This window comes from Tessaracoccus sp. O5.2, from assembly GCF_964266725.1.
Classification (GTDB): domain Bacteria; phylum Actinomycetota; class Actinomycetes; order Propionibacteriales; family Propionibacteriaceae; genus Arachnia; species Arachnia lapidicapta.
This window is the reverse complement of sequence record NZ_CAXWGV010000001.1, coordinates 231416-246162: the sequence shown is the minus strand read 5'-3', so window position 1 is coordinate 246162 and position 14747 is coordinate 231416. Positions and strand designations below refer to the sequence as shown.

The following is a 14747-nucleotide window of genomic DNA, read 5'->3' as shown; positions in this document are numbered from 1 at the left end:
CCCCGAACTAATCGAACAGGCGTTCGGTGATTATCACTATACGACCCCCCACCGACGAAACGTCAAGCCCTATCCTGAGCGGCATGCTCACGATCCGCGGCGGCACGCTGGCCGGCATGGCCACGGCCGCTCGGCTCGCGAAACTGGGCCATCGCGTGCGCCTGGATCTGGCCGGGGAACCCCTGGGCGGGCGCTGGGCGCCGGGGGCCGGCGCGCTGCCCCCCGTCGTCACCCTGCCCGCCACCTGGCGCGACCTGTTCAAGAAGACCGGCCGCCCCCTCGACGCGGAACTCGCCCGCGCCGGCCTGGCCCTGGTCGAGGCGCCGCCAGCCGTGCACCGGTTCGCGGACGGCTCCGAGCTGGAGCTGCCGACGGAGCGCGGCAGGCAGTTCGCCGTGCTCACCCGGCACTACGGGGAGGTGGCGGCCGGGCGGTGGCGCGACACTCTGGACGCCCTCGACGACGCCTGGCTGGCGGCGCGCCGCTTCGGCGTCGAACGCCCCGACGCGCCGCGGACCGCCGCGGACCGGCGCGCCCTGCTGCTGGACCGCACCCTCGATGACGTCGCCGACCGCGCCGGGCACCCCCACCTAGCGCGCCTCATCCAGGACCTGGCCCCCGTGGCCGGCACCCGCTCCCGCCGGGCGCCGGGGCTGCTGGCCACGCGGCTCGTCGTCGAGCGCACGTTCGGCCGCTGGCGGCTCGTCGACGACACGGGCCTGCCCCAGCCCGGCGGCCGGCTGGTCGACCTGCTGGCGGACCGGCTCGCCACCCGGCGCGTCGCCGTGGTGGACGGCACCGACGACGCTCCCGCCGTCGACTGCCGGCCCCGTCGCCCCCGCTGGGCGACGGCGGCCCTGGCGCCCGCCGTCGTGGCGGGGCCGCCGGCGTCGGGGCCCGCGGAGGCGGAGATCGTCGACCACACGGGCGCCTGGCCGGTGATCCACTGGCCGGGCGCCCTGACCTGGGATTTCACCCGGGTGCGGCCCGACCTCGCGTGGGGCCTGGCGCCGCGATCCGCGCGCGCGGTGCTGCGCCGCCCCGCCGTCGTGGCGGAGGTCCCCGCGGCGTCGGCGTGCTCACCGGCCGGCCCGGAGCCCTGGGCGGAGCTGGCGAGCGCGGCGCTGGCGGTCTACGAGACGCATGAGCGGCTGACGGGCGAGGACTCCCGCCCGACGAACCGCGAGTTCCGGCCGGGCGGGCGCCGGACCCCCCGCTAGCGTCAGCGACGCCGCAGCCGAGCCCACACCACGACGCCGCCCACCGCGAGCAGCGCACCGACGACGGCGAGGTCCGGCACCCGGCCGCCGACGCCGGACAGCCACGACTCCAGCCGGTACTGCCCCGACGCGTCCAGCAGCCCGCCGAGCGCGGCGGTGGCGTCGGTGGTGAGGAACAGCACCCCGATGACGACGAACAGCACGCCGGAGACAATGCCCGGCCACGACGTCGTCAGCGGCCCCCAGCGCAGCTGGCGCGGGCGCCACCCGCGACCGGCGCCGAGGCGGTCCCACACCGCGGCGAGCAGCACGAGCGGCACGACCATCCCGAGGCCGAACATCGCGAGCAGCATCGCGCCGTAGACCGAGCTGCCGCCGACGGCCGCCATGGTCAGCACCGCCCCGAGCAGCGGGCCGGTGCAGGCGCCCGCCAGCCCATAGGTCATGCCGAGCAGCACCACGCCGACGGCGCCGCGGGGGTCGCGGCCGGCCGAGCGGAGCCCGGGGATCGGCAGCGGCACCCCGAGGGCCTGCAGCGCGCCGAACACGATGAGGACCACGCCGCCGACGGTCGCGACGGTCGAGCGGTGCGTCGTCAGGAGCCCGCCGAGCGCCCCGGCCGTCAGCCCGAGCGGGATGAGGGTGACGAGCAGCCCCAGGTAGAACAGTGCGGTGCGCCCCAGCAGGGTCGCCGTCGAGCGGCCGAAGGCGTAGGCGAAGAAGGCGGGCAGCAGCATGGCGGCGCAGGGGCTGAGCAGCGCCGCCGTGCCGCCGAGGAAGGCGCCGGCGTACCCGATTCCCATCAGCCGAGCAGCGCGGCCTGGTCGTCGATCACCTGCTCGAACACCTCGAGCGGCTGCGCGCCGGCGATGAACTGGCCGCCGATCACGAACGCCGGCGTCGAGGTGATGCCCATCTGCTGCGCCTCGAGGGTGTCGCTGAGGACGGCGTTGGCGAGGGCCGGGTCGGCCCAGTCGCGGGCGAACTGCTCCTCGTCGAGCCCGAGGTCCGCGACAATGCCGAGCACGGTCTCGTCGGTGACGTCGGGGTGCCCCTCGTTCGGCAGCGCCGAGTAGAGGGCGTGCGCGAACTCGAAGTAGCGGCCCTGCTGGCCGGCGGCGCGGGCCGCGGTCGCGGCGCGGACGGACTCGTCGCCGAAGATGGCGAGGTCACGGAACTCGACCCGCAGCGTGCCGTCGTCGATGTAGCGCTGCAGTTCGGGCAGCGTCTCCTCCGCCCAGACGGAGCAGAAGGGGCAGCGGTAGTCGGCCCATTCGGTCAGCACGACGGGGGCGTCGGGGCTGCCCATCGCGAGCGGGTCGCCGTCGACGCGGCGCGGGAGCGTCTCGATGAGGAAGGCCTCGGCCTGCACCTGTTCGGCGGACTTCTCGGCGGGCGTCTCGACGGTGGCGGGCGGTTCGGTGTCGCTGGCCGAGCTCGTGGGTGCGGCCGCGGTCGACGGCCCGGCCGGGCGCGCGAACACGCCGAGCAGCACCACTCCGACCCCCAGCAGCGCGATCACCGTCCACGTGAATCCGCTGATCCGGGGCTTGTCGGTGTCCATCGGGTCCTCCATCAGAGTGACTGCTCGGGCAACCCCACTATGCCCCAGGGGGTACCTGTCCGGCCAATTCCTGGGGCGGTTGGGCCGCGCCGCGACGCCCGTCGAGCCAGCGGCCGTCATTGACGTGGGCGTAGTACATGCCGATGAGCACGCCCCCGCCGATGAAGTTGCCGACGAGCGCGATGGCCACGTTGCCCAGGGCCGGCCACACGTCGATGCCGGGGCCGAAGCCGACGATGGTGAACAGGATGGTGTTGGCCACCGAGTGTTCCAGCCCCAGGAAGGCGAAGATGAACACCGACATCACCATCGCGAGCGCCATGGTGATGGAGTCCTTGAGGAAGCCGTTGTAGACCAGCAGCATCGCCACGTTGATCATGAGGTTGCAGAGGATGGCGCGCACGAACAGGTCCCCCATGCCCGACGCCGTCGCCATGTAGCCGAGCTTCACCTCGACGGCGGCCAGCATCTTCTCCTCGACGTGGCCGGCGGTGAGCGTCGAGTAGCGGGCCATGACGCCGAGGAGGAGCCCGCCGATGGCGTTGCCGAGGTAGCACAGCGCGAGCAGCAGCAGGCCGTGCATCGGCCGCAGCCGTCGGTGATAGAAGGCGATGGAGGTGACCATCATGTTCGAAGTCAGCAGCTCCGACTTGGTGAAGTAGATGAACACCAGCGCCCAGCCGAACACGAACGCGCCGACCGCACGGCCGAGGCCCGGGCCGCCGTCGCCGAGGGCGGGGATGCCGGCGAAGACGGCGCTGACCGCGAAGTAGGCGAGGTAGAACGTGCCGATGAGGATGCCCGCCATGGCGGCCCGCTGCAGGTACTGCACCGTGATGCGGCGCGACATCTCCGCCTTCGTGTCCGCGGCCTCGAGCACCGCGTCGATGAAGAAGAGGCCTGGGAAGAGACGCTGGCGAGTCGGATCCATGGGGCAAAGTTTGACATGACTAACCGTCGAGCGGAACGGTGGATGGTTGATTTCAGGTTGCTACTTATGTCGCGACAAATCTGCGTGCGCGGCGTGGTGTCGCGTTGAGCCTGACGCGCGGTCCGGCGGCGTCGGTTGAGCCTGACTCGCGGCTTGCGGGGGTGGGTTGAGCCTGATTCTGTGGTCGACGGCCGATATGGGCTGTTTGATCGTTCATATTTCCGTCGAGCCATGTAGCAGGCTCGTCCCGGCCGGGCGCTTGGAAGAGGCGATGAGCCTGATTCGGTGGTCGACGGTGGATTCTGGCCTTTGATCGTTCATATTCTGGACGAGACTCGCCTCAGGCTCATTTGGCCCTCACAGACCGCGAGTCAGGCTCAACCAACCCCCGCAGACCGCGAGTCAGGCTCAACCCCGTCCGGCCGACGGCGCGGCAGGGGTGGCCGACGGCGGGGCGGCGTCGCCAGCCCGCGAACGCGATGCGACCCCGCACCCACCGACCGAGTAGGCTTGACTGTCTGTCTCACCCAGAGGATGCATTGAGTTGAGTACTTCGCGCGCCGACCTCGAACGCGAAATCGCCCTGGAACAGCGCCACGTCGACAAGGTCTACGCCAACCTGTCCACCGCCACCGCCAGCGCCAAGTCGATGGCCCAGGCGGGCCGCGAGATCTACCTCTCCGACCGCACCAACTTCTTCCGCGAGGAGGACGGCACCGCGCTGTTCGAGCGCGACGCCTTCGCCTATCAGGCGGCCCGCCGCCTCGCCATCCTCGACGCCGAGCACGAGGGTCTGGTCTTCGGCCGCATCGACCTCACCTCCGACGAGGCCCGCTACATCGGCCGCATCGGCGTCCGCGACGCCGAGTACGAGCCCCTCGTCATCGACTGGCGCGCCCCCGCCGCTGAGCCGTTCTACCGCGCGACGCAGGCCGAACCGATGGGCGTGGTCCGCCGTCGGGTGCTGCGCTGCCGCGACGACCGCGTCGTCGGCCTGGAGGACGACCTCCTGGACGGCTCCTCCGAGTCCGAGCTGCCCATCTTCGGCGAGGGCGCGCTCATGGCGTCGCTCAGCCGAGCGCGCGGCCGCACGATGCGCGACATCGTCGCCACCATCCAGGCCGAGCAGGACGAGGCCATCCGTGCCCCGTACCAGGGCGTCACGATCATCGCGGGCGGCCCCGGCACCGGCAAGACGGTCGTCGCGCTGCACCGCGCGGCCTACCTCCTCTACACCAACCGCGCGCGCCTGGAGAAGGGCGGCGTGCTGGTGGTGGGCCCGTCGTCGGTGTTCATGAACTACATCGAGCGGGTGCTGCCCAGCCTCGGCGAAGACTCGGTCACCCTCAAGGCCATCGGCGCCGTCGCCGGGGATGTCCTGGGGATCACGAGCGAGCACGTCGACGACGCCGCCGCGGCCACCGTCAAGGGCAGCCTCACGATGCTCAAGGTGCTGCGCCGGCTGGTGCGCACCCCGCTGATCGACCACCCGGACCTGCTGCGGCTGCGGGTCACCGTCAAGGGCGAGGTTCTCGGCCTGGAGGAGCACGAGCTCGGCCGGATCCGCGACACCGTCCTCAGCTCCACCAAGCTCAACCGCGGCCGCAAGCAGGCCACCGACATGGTCGTGCAGGCGCTGATCCGCAAGTTCCCCGACGACGTCGCCATCGAGCCGGCCGAGCTCGAGGAGCGCGTCCGCGACCACCCGCGCCTGGCGATGTTCATGAACGCCTGGTGGCCGAGCCTCACCGCGACCCGGGCCCTCGCCCGGCTGGCGGACCCCGCCGTCGTGGAGAAGGTCGCCCGCGAACTCGACGACGCCGAGCGGGCGGCGCTGGTGCGCTCGTACGCGTGGGTCGAGGGCCTCGACGACGGCGCGGAGATCGAGCGCGGCTGGTCGGTGGCGGACATCGCGCTGCTCGACGAGCTCATCGACATCCTCGGCCCGGCCCCGGAGGACGCCGAGCCCGAGGTCGACGTGTTCCTCGAGGGCGGAAACGTCCCCGAGGTGCTCACGACGGCGGACCTGCTGCGGACCGAGCGCACCGTCGACCCCGACGAGGATCCGCAGACGACGTACGCGCACATCCTCGTCGACGAGGGCCAGGACGTGACGCCCATGCAGTGGCGGATGCTGCGCCGCCGCGGGCCGCAGTCGTCGTGGACCATCGTGGGCGACCCGGCGCAGAGCTCCTACCCCCGCCCGGAGGAGAACCGGCGCGCGATGGAGGACCTCATCGGCCGCGCGCCGAGCCGCACGTTCACGCTGAGCACGAACTACCGCTCCCCCAGCGAGGTGTTCGCGCTGGCGTCGCAGGTGATCACGAAGGTGTTCCCCGAGGCGGACCTGCCGAAGGCGGTGCGCTCGACGGGCGTCGAGCCGACGCTGGCCCGCACCACGCGCGCGGATCTGCACGACGCCCTGCGCGACCAGCTGCTGGAGCTGGCCGGCCAGGTCACGGGCACGATCGGCGTGGTGTGCCCGCCGTCGCTGCTGCAGGAGGTGCAGCTGTTCGTGATGGAGGACCGGCGGCTGCGCGAGTTCGAGAACCGGCTCATCGTCGTCACCGCGCTGCAGGCGAAGGGCCTGGAGTACGACGGCGTCGTGGTGGTGTCGCCGGACGGGATCGTCGCGGAGGCGCCGGGCGCGGAGCGGGTGCTGTACGTCGCGCTGACGCGGGCGACGCAGCGGATGGTGACGCTCGACGTCGACACCTCCGCGTGGCGGGCCCTCCTGGACTGACCGGACGCCCGGCCTCGCGGAGCCGGGGTCAGCGGGCGGTGGTCAGCACCTCGGCGAGGACCTCGCGGGTCGCCTTCGAGCGGTTCTGCGTGAAGAACTGCAGCCCGGGCGCGTCGGCGGCGAGCAGGTCGCGGCTCATCTGCACCGCCGCCGCCAGGCCCGCCTCGCGCACCTCCTCCTTCGACGCGCACGCCCGCAGCCGCGACACCAGCGCGTCGGGCAGTGCCCGCCCCGACAGCGCCGCGAACCGCTCGATCTGCGTGATCACCGTCAGCGGCATGATCCCCGGCACGATCGGGATCTCGCAGCCCAGCCCGCGCATGCGCTCGACGAGTTCCGCGTAGCGCTCCGCCTCGAAGAACAGCTGCGTGATGGCGAACTCCGCCCCCGCCTCCACCTTGTCCAGGAGGATCCGCGCGTCGAGGTCCGGGTCGTTGCTGGTCTCGTGCGGGTTCGCGAACGCCGCGACACCGACGCAGAAGTCGCCCTCGGACTTGATGAACCGCACCAGCTCGGTCGCGTTGGCCAGGCCCTCAGGGTGCCGCTCCCACGGCCCGCCGCCGGGCATGTCGCCGCGGATCGCGAGGATGTTGGTCACGCCGGCCTCGCGGTATTCGGCGAGCGCCTCGGCCAGTTCGGCCTTGGACTGCGCCACGCACGTGAGGTGGCCGACCGTCAACGGCCCGGCGGACTCGGCGATGCGGCGCGTGGCCCGGATGGTCCGGTCGCGCCGCGACCCGTTCGCGCCGTACGTCACCGACACGAACGCCGGCTGCAGCGGGGCCAACGCCTCGACGGCGGCCCACAGCACGGGCTCCTCCTCCTCGGACCTCGGGGGGAAGAACTCGAACGAGAACAGGGGGCCCTGGGCCGAACGGAACAGCTCCGCCACGGTCCCGGGCTTCGGATCGGTCGACGGCATGGGGAAACAATAGGGTCCGCCCCTACTAAGCTCGATCCGTGAGCCGCTCCCTGGACCCCACCTCCCCGCTCAGCGGACCTCTGTTGTCCGCGATCAGCGGAACCATCGACGGCTTCCTGGCCGCTCAGGCCCCGCTCCTGTCGGAGATCGGCGCCACACCGCTGCTCGACGTGGCCCGCGAGGCCACCGCCGGCGGCAAGCGGCTGCGGCCGGCGTACTGCTACTGGGGCTACGTCGCGGCGGCGGGCCAGCCGGACGACGACGGGCCGCTGCTCGCCGTCGCCTCCTCGCTCGACCTGCTGCACGTCAGCGCCCTGGTCCACGACGACCTCATCGACGCCGCCGACACCCGCCGCGGCCTCCCCGCGGCCCACAAGCGCTTCGAGGAACTGCACGCCGCGCAGCGGGGCCGGTCGTCAGCCGGCGAGTTCGGGACGTCATCGGCCATCCTGCTGGGCGACCTGCTGCTGATGTGGAGCATCGAGCTGGCCGACGCATCCGGTGCCGGGCTGCTGGACCGCGCCCGCCCGCTGCTCAGCGCCATGCGCGCGGAGGTCACGGCCGGGCAGTACCTCGACGTCGCCGCGCAGTACGGCGTCACGGGCGCGACGACACCCGCCGAGGAACTCGACGACGCCCGCCGCGTGCTGGAGTTCAAGTCGGCCCGCTACTCGATCCGCCGCCCCGCGGAGATCGGCGCGGCCCTCGGCGGCGCCGACGACGCCCTCCTGGCCGCGCTCGGCGGGTTCGGCTCGCTGGTCGGCCGGGCCTTCCAGCTCCGCGACGACGTCCTGGGCGTCTACGGCGACCCGGCCGTCACCGGCAAGCCCTACGGCGGCGACATCCGGGAGGGTAAGCGCACCGTCCTCGTGCTGACCGCGCTGGCCGAGGCCTCCCCCGCCGACGCCGCCGAACTCGAGGCCCTCCTGCGCGCCGGCGAGCTCACCGACGGCGACGTCGAGCGCGCGGCCGGGCTCATCGACGCCTCCGGGGCCCGGGCGCACGTCGAGGGACTCATCGAGGAGCACTACACCCAGGCACTCGCCGTGCTCGCGGCCACCGACATGACGGCGGCGGGCCGCACCGCGCTGGGCGAGCTCGCCGCGCGGAGCGTCCGGCGTGCCCACTGACCATCAGCTGCGCGGCCTGACCGCCGCCGAGGTCGAGGAGCGCACCGCCGCCGGCCAGATCAACAGACTGCCGGCGCGCTCGGGGCGCAGCACCTGGGACATCGTGCGCGCCAACGTGTTCACCCGGGTCAACGGCATCCTGCTGGTCCTGTTCGGCATCGTGGCGGCCACCGGCAACCTCACCCAGGGGGCGTTCGCGCTGCTCATCGTCGCCAACTCGATCATCGGCATCGTGCAGGAGCTGCGCGCCAAGCGGACGCTGGACAACCTGGCGGTCATCGGCGAGGCGCACCCCACCGTCGTCCGCGACGGCGAGCGCAGGCTCGTGGCCCGCGACGATGTCGTCCTCGACGACCTCATCGTCGTCGCGCCGGGTGACCAGATCGTCGTCGACGGCGCCGTCGTGGCCGCGGACTACCTCGAGGTCGACGAGTCGATGCTGACCGGCGAGGCGGACCCCGTGCCGAAGGAGCCCGGAGACCCGGTGCTGTCCGGCGCGTTCGTCGTGTCCGGGTCGGGCGCCTACCGCGCCGAGAAGGTCGGCGCCGACGCGTACGCCGCCCAGCTCACCGCGCAGGCCGCGAAGTTCACCTTGGTGCACTCCGAGCTCCGGCAGGGCATCAACCAGATCCTCAAGTACGTGTCGTTCCTGCTCGTGCCCGTGGGGCTGCTGACGATCGTGGTCCAGTTCAGCCAGCCCGACACCACGTGGCAGGAGTCGGCGCTGCGCATGGTCGGCGCCCTGGTCCCGATGGTGCCCGAGGGCCTCGTCCTGCTCACGTCCATGGCCTTCGCGCTCGGCGTCATCCGGCTGGGCCGCCGGCGCTGCCTGGTGCAGGAGCTGCCCGCGATCGAGGGCCTCGCCCGGGTCAGCGTCGTGTGCGCCGACAAGACGGGCACCCTCACCCAGAACGCCATGACGCTGGCCGAGATCATCCCCCTCGACGGCAACGCCGACGCCGCCCGCGAGGCCCTCGCCCAGCTGGTGACGGCGGACCCCGCGCCGAACGCGTCGATGCAGGCGGTGGCGGCCGCCGTCGGGCCCACGGACCGGCCGTGGCTGGTCACGGCCCGCGCCCCGTTCACGTCGGCGAAGAAGTGGTCGGGCGCGACCTTCGGCGACGGCACGTCGTGGGTGCTGGGCGCACCCGACGTGCTGGCCGAGCCCGCCGTCGCGGGACACGCCGACGTCATCGCGGCGTCCGGCCGCCGCGTGCTGCTGCTCGCCCGATGCGCCATCAGCGTCGACGACGCCGCCGCCCCGGGACCCGTCTCCCCGGTCGCGCTCGTGGTGCTCGACCAGCTGACCAGGCCCGACGCCGCCGACACCCTGGCCTACTTCCAGGAGCAGGGTGTGCGCGTGAAGGTGATCTCCGGCGACAACGCGGCCTCCGTCGGGGCGGTCACCCGCTCGCTGGGCGTCGATATCGGCGACCCCATCGACGCCCGCACCCTGCCCGCCGCCGGCACCGAGGAGCTCGCCGACGTCGTCGACCGCCACGACGTGTTCGGACGCGTCACGCCCGAACAGAAACGGACGATGGTCGGGGCGCTGCAGGCGCGCGGCAACGCCGTCGCGATGACCGGCGACGGCGTCAACGACGTGCTGGCCCTCAAGGACGCCGACCTGGGTGTGGCGATGGGGTCGGGGGCACCGGCCACGCGCGCGGTCGCGCAGATCGTGCTGCTCGACGACCGGTTCGCCACGCTCCCGTACGTCGTCGCGGAGGGGCGGCGGGTCATCGGCAACATCGAGCGGGTCGCCAAGCTGTTCCTCACCAAGACCATCTACGCGGTCGGGCTGGCGCTGGTCATCGGCCTCATGGGGCTGCCGAACCCCTTCCTGCCGCTACAGATGACGGTGGTGGGCTGGTTCACGATCGGCATCCCGGCGTTCCTGCTCAGCCTCGCCCCCAACCGGGAGCGCGCCCGGCCGGGCTTCGTGCGGCGCACGCTCACCGTCGCGGTGCCGGGCGGGCTGACGGTGACCGCCGTCGCGACCGTCACCTACGTCATGACGCGCGGCTTCGGCGACGTCACCGACGCCGCGCAGCACCAGGCGTCCACGGCCACCCTCATCGCGCTGATCATGACCGCGACGTGGGTGCTGGCCACCGTCGCGCGGCCCTACTACTGGTGGCGGATCGGCCTGGTCGCGTTCGCGTTCGCGTTCTACTTCCTCATGTTCTGGATCCCCGTGTGGCACGACGCACTGGCCCTCGACACCACCGACCCGGCGAAGCTCATGGTGGGCATCGTCGCGGGAGCCGTCGGCATGGCGGTGGTCGAGGCGACGTGGTGGATCACCGCCGCGATCCGCGGCGAGCGGCCGCGGGTGTGGGCACCCGGAGCGGGGCACCTCACTCAGGCGCGGAACGCGTCCTCGCCGTAGGCCTCGGCCCCGGGCTCGGTGATCCAGGCGCCCTTGAGGGCATCGGCCAGCAGCCTGGTCGTCGCGAACGGGTCCTCGCTGTCGAACACGGCCGACGACACCGCTGCGCGCCGTGCGCCCGCCGCGATGACGGCCTCGACCGTGTCCGGCGAGATGCCACCGGCGGCGAACCAGACGGGGTGCGCGGGCAGCGCCATCGGCGGATACTGCCGCGCCATCTCCGCGACCCCCGCCCCGACCAGCCCGTCCTCGATGGCCGGGCCGACGAAACCGAAGGTGAACGGGTCGCCGTCGAGCTTGTCCGCGTCCTCGGGCCCGTCGATGGAGCGGCCGAGCAGCGCGAACTCGTGGGGCTTGCGGAACCCGAACGGCCGCCACCCGGGCCGGCGGTAGAAGACGGCGTCCGCCTTGGCGGCCTGGCCGACGTCGGCCGAGTCCGTCGCGACGATCGTCTGCAGCCCGAACAGCCGCTTGCGGGCGACGTCGATGACCTCGACGGCCTCCTCGACGCTGCGGTCCCCGCGCGTGAAGATGAGCAGGTCGGCGCCGTGGGCCGCGAAGTCGGCGGCCTCGGGGCCGGCCGCGTGCGGCGGGATGACGAGGGCGAGCCGTGCCAGGCGCAGGCGGGTCTTGAGTCCGACGAGGGCTGTCATGCGCCCCAATCTAGCCCGCCGTCCCTGGCCGGAGGGCGCCTCCGGACCGACTCGCCGCACCTGCGACGCGGCGTCCGGGCGGGCCGCCGTCTACAATCGGGGTCCAGACGGGCTCACACGGCCTCTTCCCCGACCGTGCTTGGAGTGGCATGAACAGCACTTTCGACCCGTTGGTCGGTCACGTGCTCGACGACCGCTACGAGATCGTGGCGAAGGTGGCGCGCGGCGGCATGGCCACGGTCTATCGCGCGCGCGATCTGCGCCTGTCGCGCGCGGTTGCGGTGAAGGTGATGCGAAGCGACCTCGGCGAGGACGACGAGTTCGCGGCCAAGTTCGACCGGGAGGCCCGCTCCGCCGCAGTCCTCAGCCACCCCGCCGTCGTCAGCGTCTTCGACCAGGGCAGCTCGCAGGGCCAGCCGTACATCGTCATGGAGTTCATCGACGGCGAGACGCTGCGCCGCGTGATCAGCCGCGAGGCCCCGCTGCCCCCCGCCCGGGCGCTGGAGATCTTCGAGCAGGTGGCCGCGGCGCTGGCGGCCGCGCACGAGTCCGGCGTCGTGCACCGCGACATCAAACCCGAGAATGTCATGATCACCGCGCGGGGCCAGATCAAGGTCGCGGACTTCGGCCTGGCCCGCCAGGTCGGGTCGCCGCAGATGACCGCGACCGGCGTCCTGGTGGGCACCGCCAGCTACCTGCCGCCCGAACTCGTCACGCACGCGCGCCCCGACGGCCGCAGTGACGTGTACTCCGCCGGCGTCGTGCTGTTCGAGATGCTGACCGGCCGCAAGCCCCACACGGGCGAGAACAACTACCAGATCGCCTACCGGCACGTGAACGTCGACATCGAGCGCCCGTCGGAGCGGCTCGAAGAGATCGGGCACACGGCCGAGCACCAGATCCCCGACTACGTCGACACCCTGGTCCTCGCGTGCGTGGCGCGCGATCCCCGGGCGCGGATCGCCGACGGCCGCGAGCTGCTGACCGCGGTGCGCCGGGTGCGGCACGAACTGCTGCGCACGGGCGGGTCCGACAACCCGGCGCTGGCCGCCGCGATCCTGCCCGACAGCCCCACCGATGACGACACGCAGCCGGTGCACCACCGCACGGCCGACCGGCCGCGGCCCGCGTCCCCGCACGAGCCGGAGACGGTGATCGTGCGCCGCGGATCCCGGCCCCCGGCGGCGACGCGCCCGGCCCGGTCCCCGGTCTCCCCCATCCCGGCGACGCCCGTGCCATCGCCGGTGCCTCCGCGGTCGCAACCCAGCGCCGGCCCGCGCAGCCAGCGCACGCCCGTCTTCCCGAACTTGCACATCTCACACGACCCGGTGCACCGGCGGCGCCGCTGGGTCATCGGCGTGACGCTGGTGCTGCTGCTGACGGTCCTGTCCGGCGTCGGGACGTGGTGGTGGATGGAGGGCCGGTTCACTTCTGTGCCGGCGATGGCGAGCCTCAACGAGGCGAAGGCCCGCGAGGCGGCGGTGGCCAACGACCTCACCGTCACGACGGTCGACGAGTACTCCGAGACCGTGGCGAGGGGGCTGGTCATCGAGACCGACCCGTCGTCGGGCGAGCGCATGCTGCGCGGCTCCGAGGTCACGCTCGTGATGTCGCTGGGACCCGAGCGCTACCCCATGCCCGAGGTGGTGGGCGCGTCGCGGGAGGCGGCGGAGCGGGCGATCGTCGAGGGCCGGATGGCCGTGGGCGAGGTGACGGAGGTGTGGTCGGAGTCGCGGCCCGTGGGCGAGGTGCTCACCGCGTCGCAGGAGCCCGGGACGCAGCTGAAGCCCGGGACGCCGATCGATCTCACCGTGTCCAAGGGCCCCGAGCCCATCCGCATCCCCGACCTCACCGGCGACAAGGCGGACCAGGCGGTGGCGGACCTCAAGAAGCTCGGCTTCGCCGTCGAGGTGCGCGAGGAGAACTCGGCCACGGTCGAGGCCGGCCGCATCATCAAGCAGGACCCGAAGTCCGGCACCGGCAAGCGCGGCGACACCATCACGATCACCAAGTCCCTCGGCCCGGTCATGGTGACCATCCCGTCGGTCCGGTTGAAGAGCACCGACGAGGCCGTGAAGCTGTTGGAGGACCTGGACCTCAAGATCGAGGTGCGGCGGTCGTCGGACTTCCCCATCCCGCTCAACATCGCCTCGGGGACCGACCCCGGCGAGGGGACGTCGGTGCCCGTCGGGTCGACGGTGGTCCTGCACGTCGCCTGACGCGGCTCCCCCGGCGCCGTGCGCTACGGTTGCCGCCGTGACCCCCACCACCCGCGGCGCCTGGCTGCCCGTCGCCGCGTTGCTGGCGGCCGCGGTCGCGTGGGGCTCGACCGTCGTGGTGGCCAAGAGCGCGTTCGGCGCGCTGTCCCCGCTCGGGGTCGTGACGCTGCGGCTCATCCTCACTGGGGCGGCCATCGCGCTCATGTTCCCGCGGCGGTTGCGCATGCCGTGGCGCGACGCCGTCGCGGGCGGCGGGCTGGGGCTGCTGCTGGCGGCGGGGCTCGCGACGCAGACGCTCGGGCTGCGGCTCATCGCGCCGTCGACGACCGGCTTCCTCACCGCCACCTACGTGGTGTTCACCGCGCTGATCACGGCGGTGTTCCTCCGGCACCGGCAGCCGGTCGCGACGTGGGTGGCGGTCGCGGTGACGGTCGCGGGGATCTCCGTGCTCGCCGCCGGGCACGAGGGCGAGTCGTCGAACTTCGCCGCGGGGGCGGCGTTGACGCTGCTGAGCGCGGGCATCTACGCGGTGCACATCGTGCTGCTGGGGCGGCGGGTGACGCGCCGCAACGTCACGCAGCTGACGGTGGCGCAGGCGGCGGCGGGTGCCGTCGTGAGTCTGGTGGCGTGGCCGCTGCTCGGGGAGCCGTTGCCCGCGGACGCGGGCACATGGGCGCAGCTGCTGTACCTGGGGATCGTGTGCGGCGCGGTGGCACTGCTGCTGCAGAGCTGGGGACAGAGCCATGTCGCCGCGACGCCGGCCGCGGTGATCATGTGCACGGAGCCGGTGTGGGCGGCGGTGTTCTCGGTCGCGGCAGGGCTGGAGGCGGTCACCGCGACCATGGTGGTCGGCGGAGGGCTCGTGATCGCGGCCCTATTGCTCGCCGTCCTGCCGGGTCGCCGGGCGAACGCGTGACAGAACTCACATCAGTCGTGGCAATCGGCCGGATTGCGGCTGCATATGCTCCCTGGT

11 protein-coding genes are annotated in these 14747 nt (G+C 72.8%); 6 read left to right on the top strand and 5 right to left on the bottom strand.

Features of this window, described 5'->3' with window-relative positions:
* Positions 1-83: 83 nt before the first annotated feature.
* On the top strand, positions 84-1220 hold the full coding sequence (locus ACFQPD_RS01220) for a hypothetical protein (RefSeq protein ID WP_385897552.1): 1137 nt from the start codon (positions 84-86) through the stop codon (positions 1218-1220).
* A gap of 2 nt (positions 1221-1222) precedes the next feature.
* Here the strand turns inward: ACFQPD_RS01220 and ACFQPD_RS01215 are convergent, their stop codons facing one another.
* Genes ACFQPD_RS01215 through ACFQPD_RS01205 form a run of 3 tightly spaced genes read right to left on the bottom strand, consistent with a single transcriptional unit; the run spans position 1223 to position 3715 of the window.
* Complete coding sequence (locus ACFQPD_RS01215) at positions 1223-2023, bottom strand: cytochrome c biogenesis CcdA family protein (RefSeq protein WP_385897549.1); 801 nt, start codon at positions 2021-2023, stop codon at positions 1223-1225.
* Positions 2023-2784 carry a DsbA family protein gene (locus ACFQPD_RS01210; RefSeq protein WP_385897546.1) on the bottom strand — a complete coding sequence of 254 codons (762 nt, stop codon included), beginning with the start codon at positions 2782-2784 and terminating at the stop codon, positions 2023-2025. The genes ACFQPD_RS01215 and ACFQPD_RS01210 overlap by 1 nt, the downstream gene beginning before the upstream one ends.
* A gap of 37 nt (positions 2785-2821) precedes the next feature.
* Positions 2822-3715, bottom strand: a complete 894-nt coding sequence (locus ACFQPD_RS01205; RefSeq protein ID WP_385897544.1) for a formate/nitrite transporter family protein — start codon at positions 3713-3715, stop codon at positions 2822-2824.
* Positions 3716-4259: 544 nt separating this feature from the next.
* Here ACFQPD_RS01205 and ACFQPD_RS01200 point away from each other — a divergent pair.
* Positions 4260-6458 carry a HelD family protein gene (locus ACFQPD_RS01200; protein WP_385897542.1) on the top strand — a complete coding sequence of 733 codons (2199 nt, stop codon included), beginning with the start codon at positions 4260-4262 and terminating at the stop codon, positions 6456-6458.
* A 28-nt stretch (positions 6459-6486) separates the two neighbouring features.
* Here ACFQPD_RS01200 and ACFQPD_RS01195 read toward each other — a convergent pair whose 3' ends face one another.
* Entirely contained in the window at positions 6487-7380 is an 894-nt protein-coding gene (locus tag ACFQPD_RS01195) for a methylenetetrahydrofolate reductase (RefSeq protein ID WP_385897540.1), read from the bottom strand.
* 38 nt (positions 7381-7418) lie between these two features.
* Here ACFQPD_RS01195 and ACFQPD_RS01190 point away from each other — a divergent pair, with 38 nt between their 5' ends.
* Both ACFQPD_RS01190 and ACFQPD_RS01185 read left to right on the top strand, forming a co-directional pair.
* Positions 7419-8510, top strand: coding sequence for a polyprenyl synthetase family protein (locus ACFQPD_RS01190; protein ID WP_385897537.1), 1092 nt, complete (start codon positions 7419-7421; stop codon positions 8508-8510).
* A complete protein-coding gene (locus tag ACFQPD_RS01185) occupies positions 8500-10902 on the top strand; it encodes an HAD-IC family P-type ATPase (RefSeq protein WP_385897534.1) in 2403 nt (800 codons plus the stop codon). Before ACFQPD_RS01190 ends, ACFQPD_RS01185 begins: the two co-directional genes overlap by 11 nt.
* Here the strand turns inward: ACFQPD_RS01185 and ACFQPD_RS01180 are convergent.
* Positions 10875-11555, bottom strand: a complete 681-nt coding sequence (locus ACFQPD_RS01180; RefSeq protein WP_385897531.1) for a thiamine phosphate synthase — start codon at positions 11553-11555, stop codon at positions 10875-10877. The genes ACFQPD_RS01185 and ACFQPD_RS01180 overlap by 28 nt on opposite strands.
* Before the next feature lie 149 nt (positions 11556-11704).
* Between ACFQPD_RS01180 and pknB the strand changes: the two genes are divergently transcribed.
* On the top strand, positions 11705-13774 hold the full coding sequence (pknB, locus tag ACFQPD_RS01175) for a Stk1 family PASTA domain-containing Ser/Thr kinase (RefSeq protein ID WP_385897529.1): 2070 nt from the start codon (positions 11705-11707) through the stop codon (positions 13772-13774).
* A gap of 37 nt (positions 13775-13811) precedes the next feature.
* Positions 13812-14690 (top strand): DMT family transporter, encoded by an 879-nt coding sequence (locus tag ACFQPD_RS01170; RefSeq protein ID WP_385897526.1) that lies wholly within the window; start codon positions 13812-13814, stop codon positions 14688-14690.
* The last annotated feature ends 57 nt before the right edge of the window (positions 14691-14747 follow it).

What these genes read in the sequence shown, in the direction of transcription:
- ACFQPD_RS01220 (WP_385897552.1), top strand. Translation starts at nt 84, where the DNA reads ATGCTCACGATCCGCGGCGGCACGCTGGCCGGCATGGCCACGGCCGCT.
- ACFQPD_RS01215 (WP_385897549.1), bottom strand. Translation starts at nt 2,023, where the DNA reads ATGGGAATCGGGTACGCCGGCGCCTTCCTCGGCGGCACGGCGGCGCTG.
- ACFQPD_RS01210 (WP_385897546.1), bottom strand. Translation starts at nt 2,784, where the DNA reads ATGGACACCGACAAGCCCCGGATCAGCGGATTCACGTGGACGGTGATC.
- ACFQPD_RS01205 (WP_385897544.1), bottom strand. Translation starts at nt 3,715, where the DNA reads ATGGATCCGACTCGCCAGCGTCTCTTCCCAGGCCTCTTCTTCATCGAC.
- ACFQPD_RS01195 (WP_385897540.1), bottom strand. Translation starts at nt 7,380, where the DNA reads ATGCCGTCGACCGATCCGAAGCCCGGGACCGTGGCGGAGCTGTTCCGT.
- ACFQPD_RS01180 (WP_385897531.1), bottom strand. Translation starts at nt 11,555, where the DNA reads ATGACAGCCCTCGTCGGACTCAAGACCCGCCTGCGCCTGGCACGGCTC.
- pknB (WP_385897529.1), top strand. Translation starts at nt 11,705, where the DNA reads ATGAACAGCACTTTCGACCCGTTGGTCGGTCACGTGCTCGACGACCGC.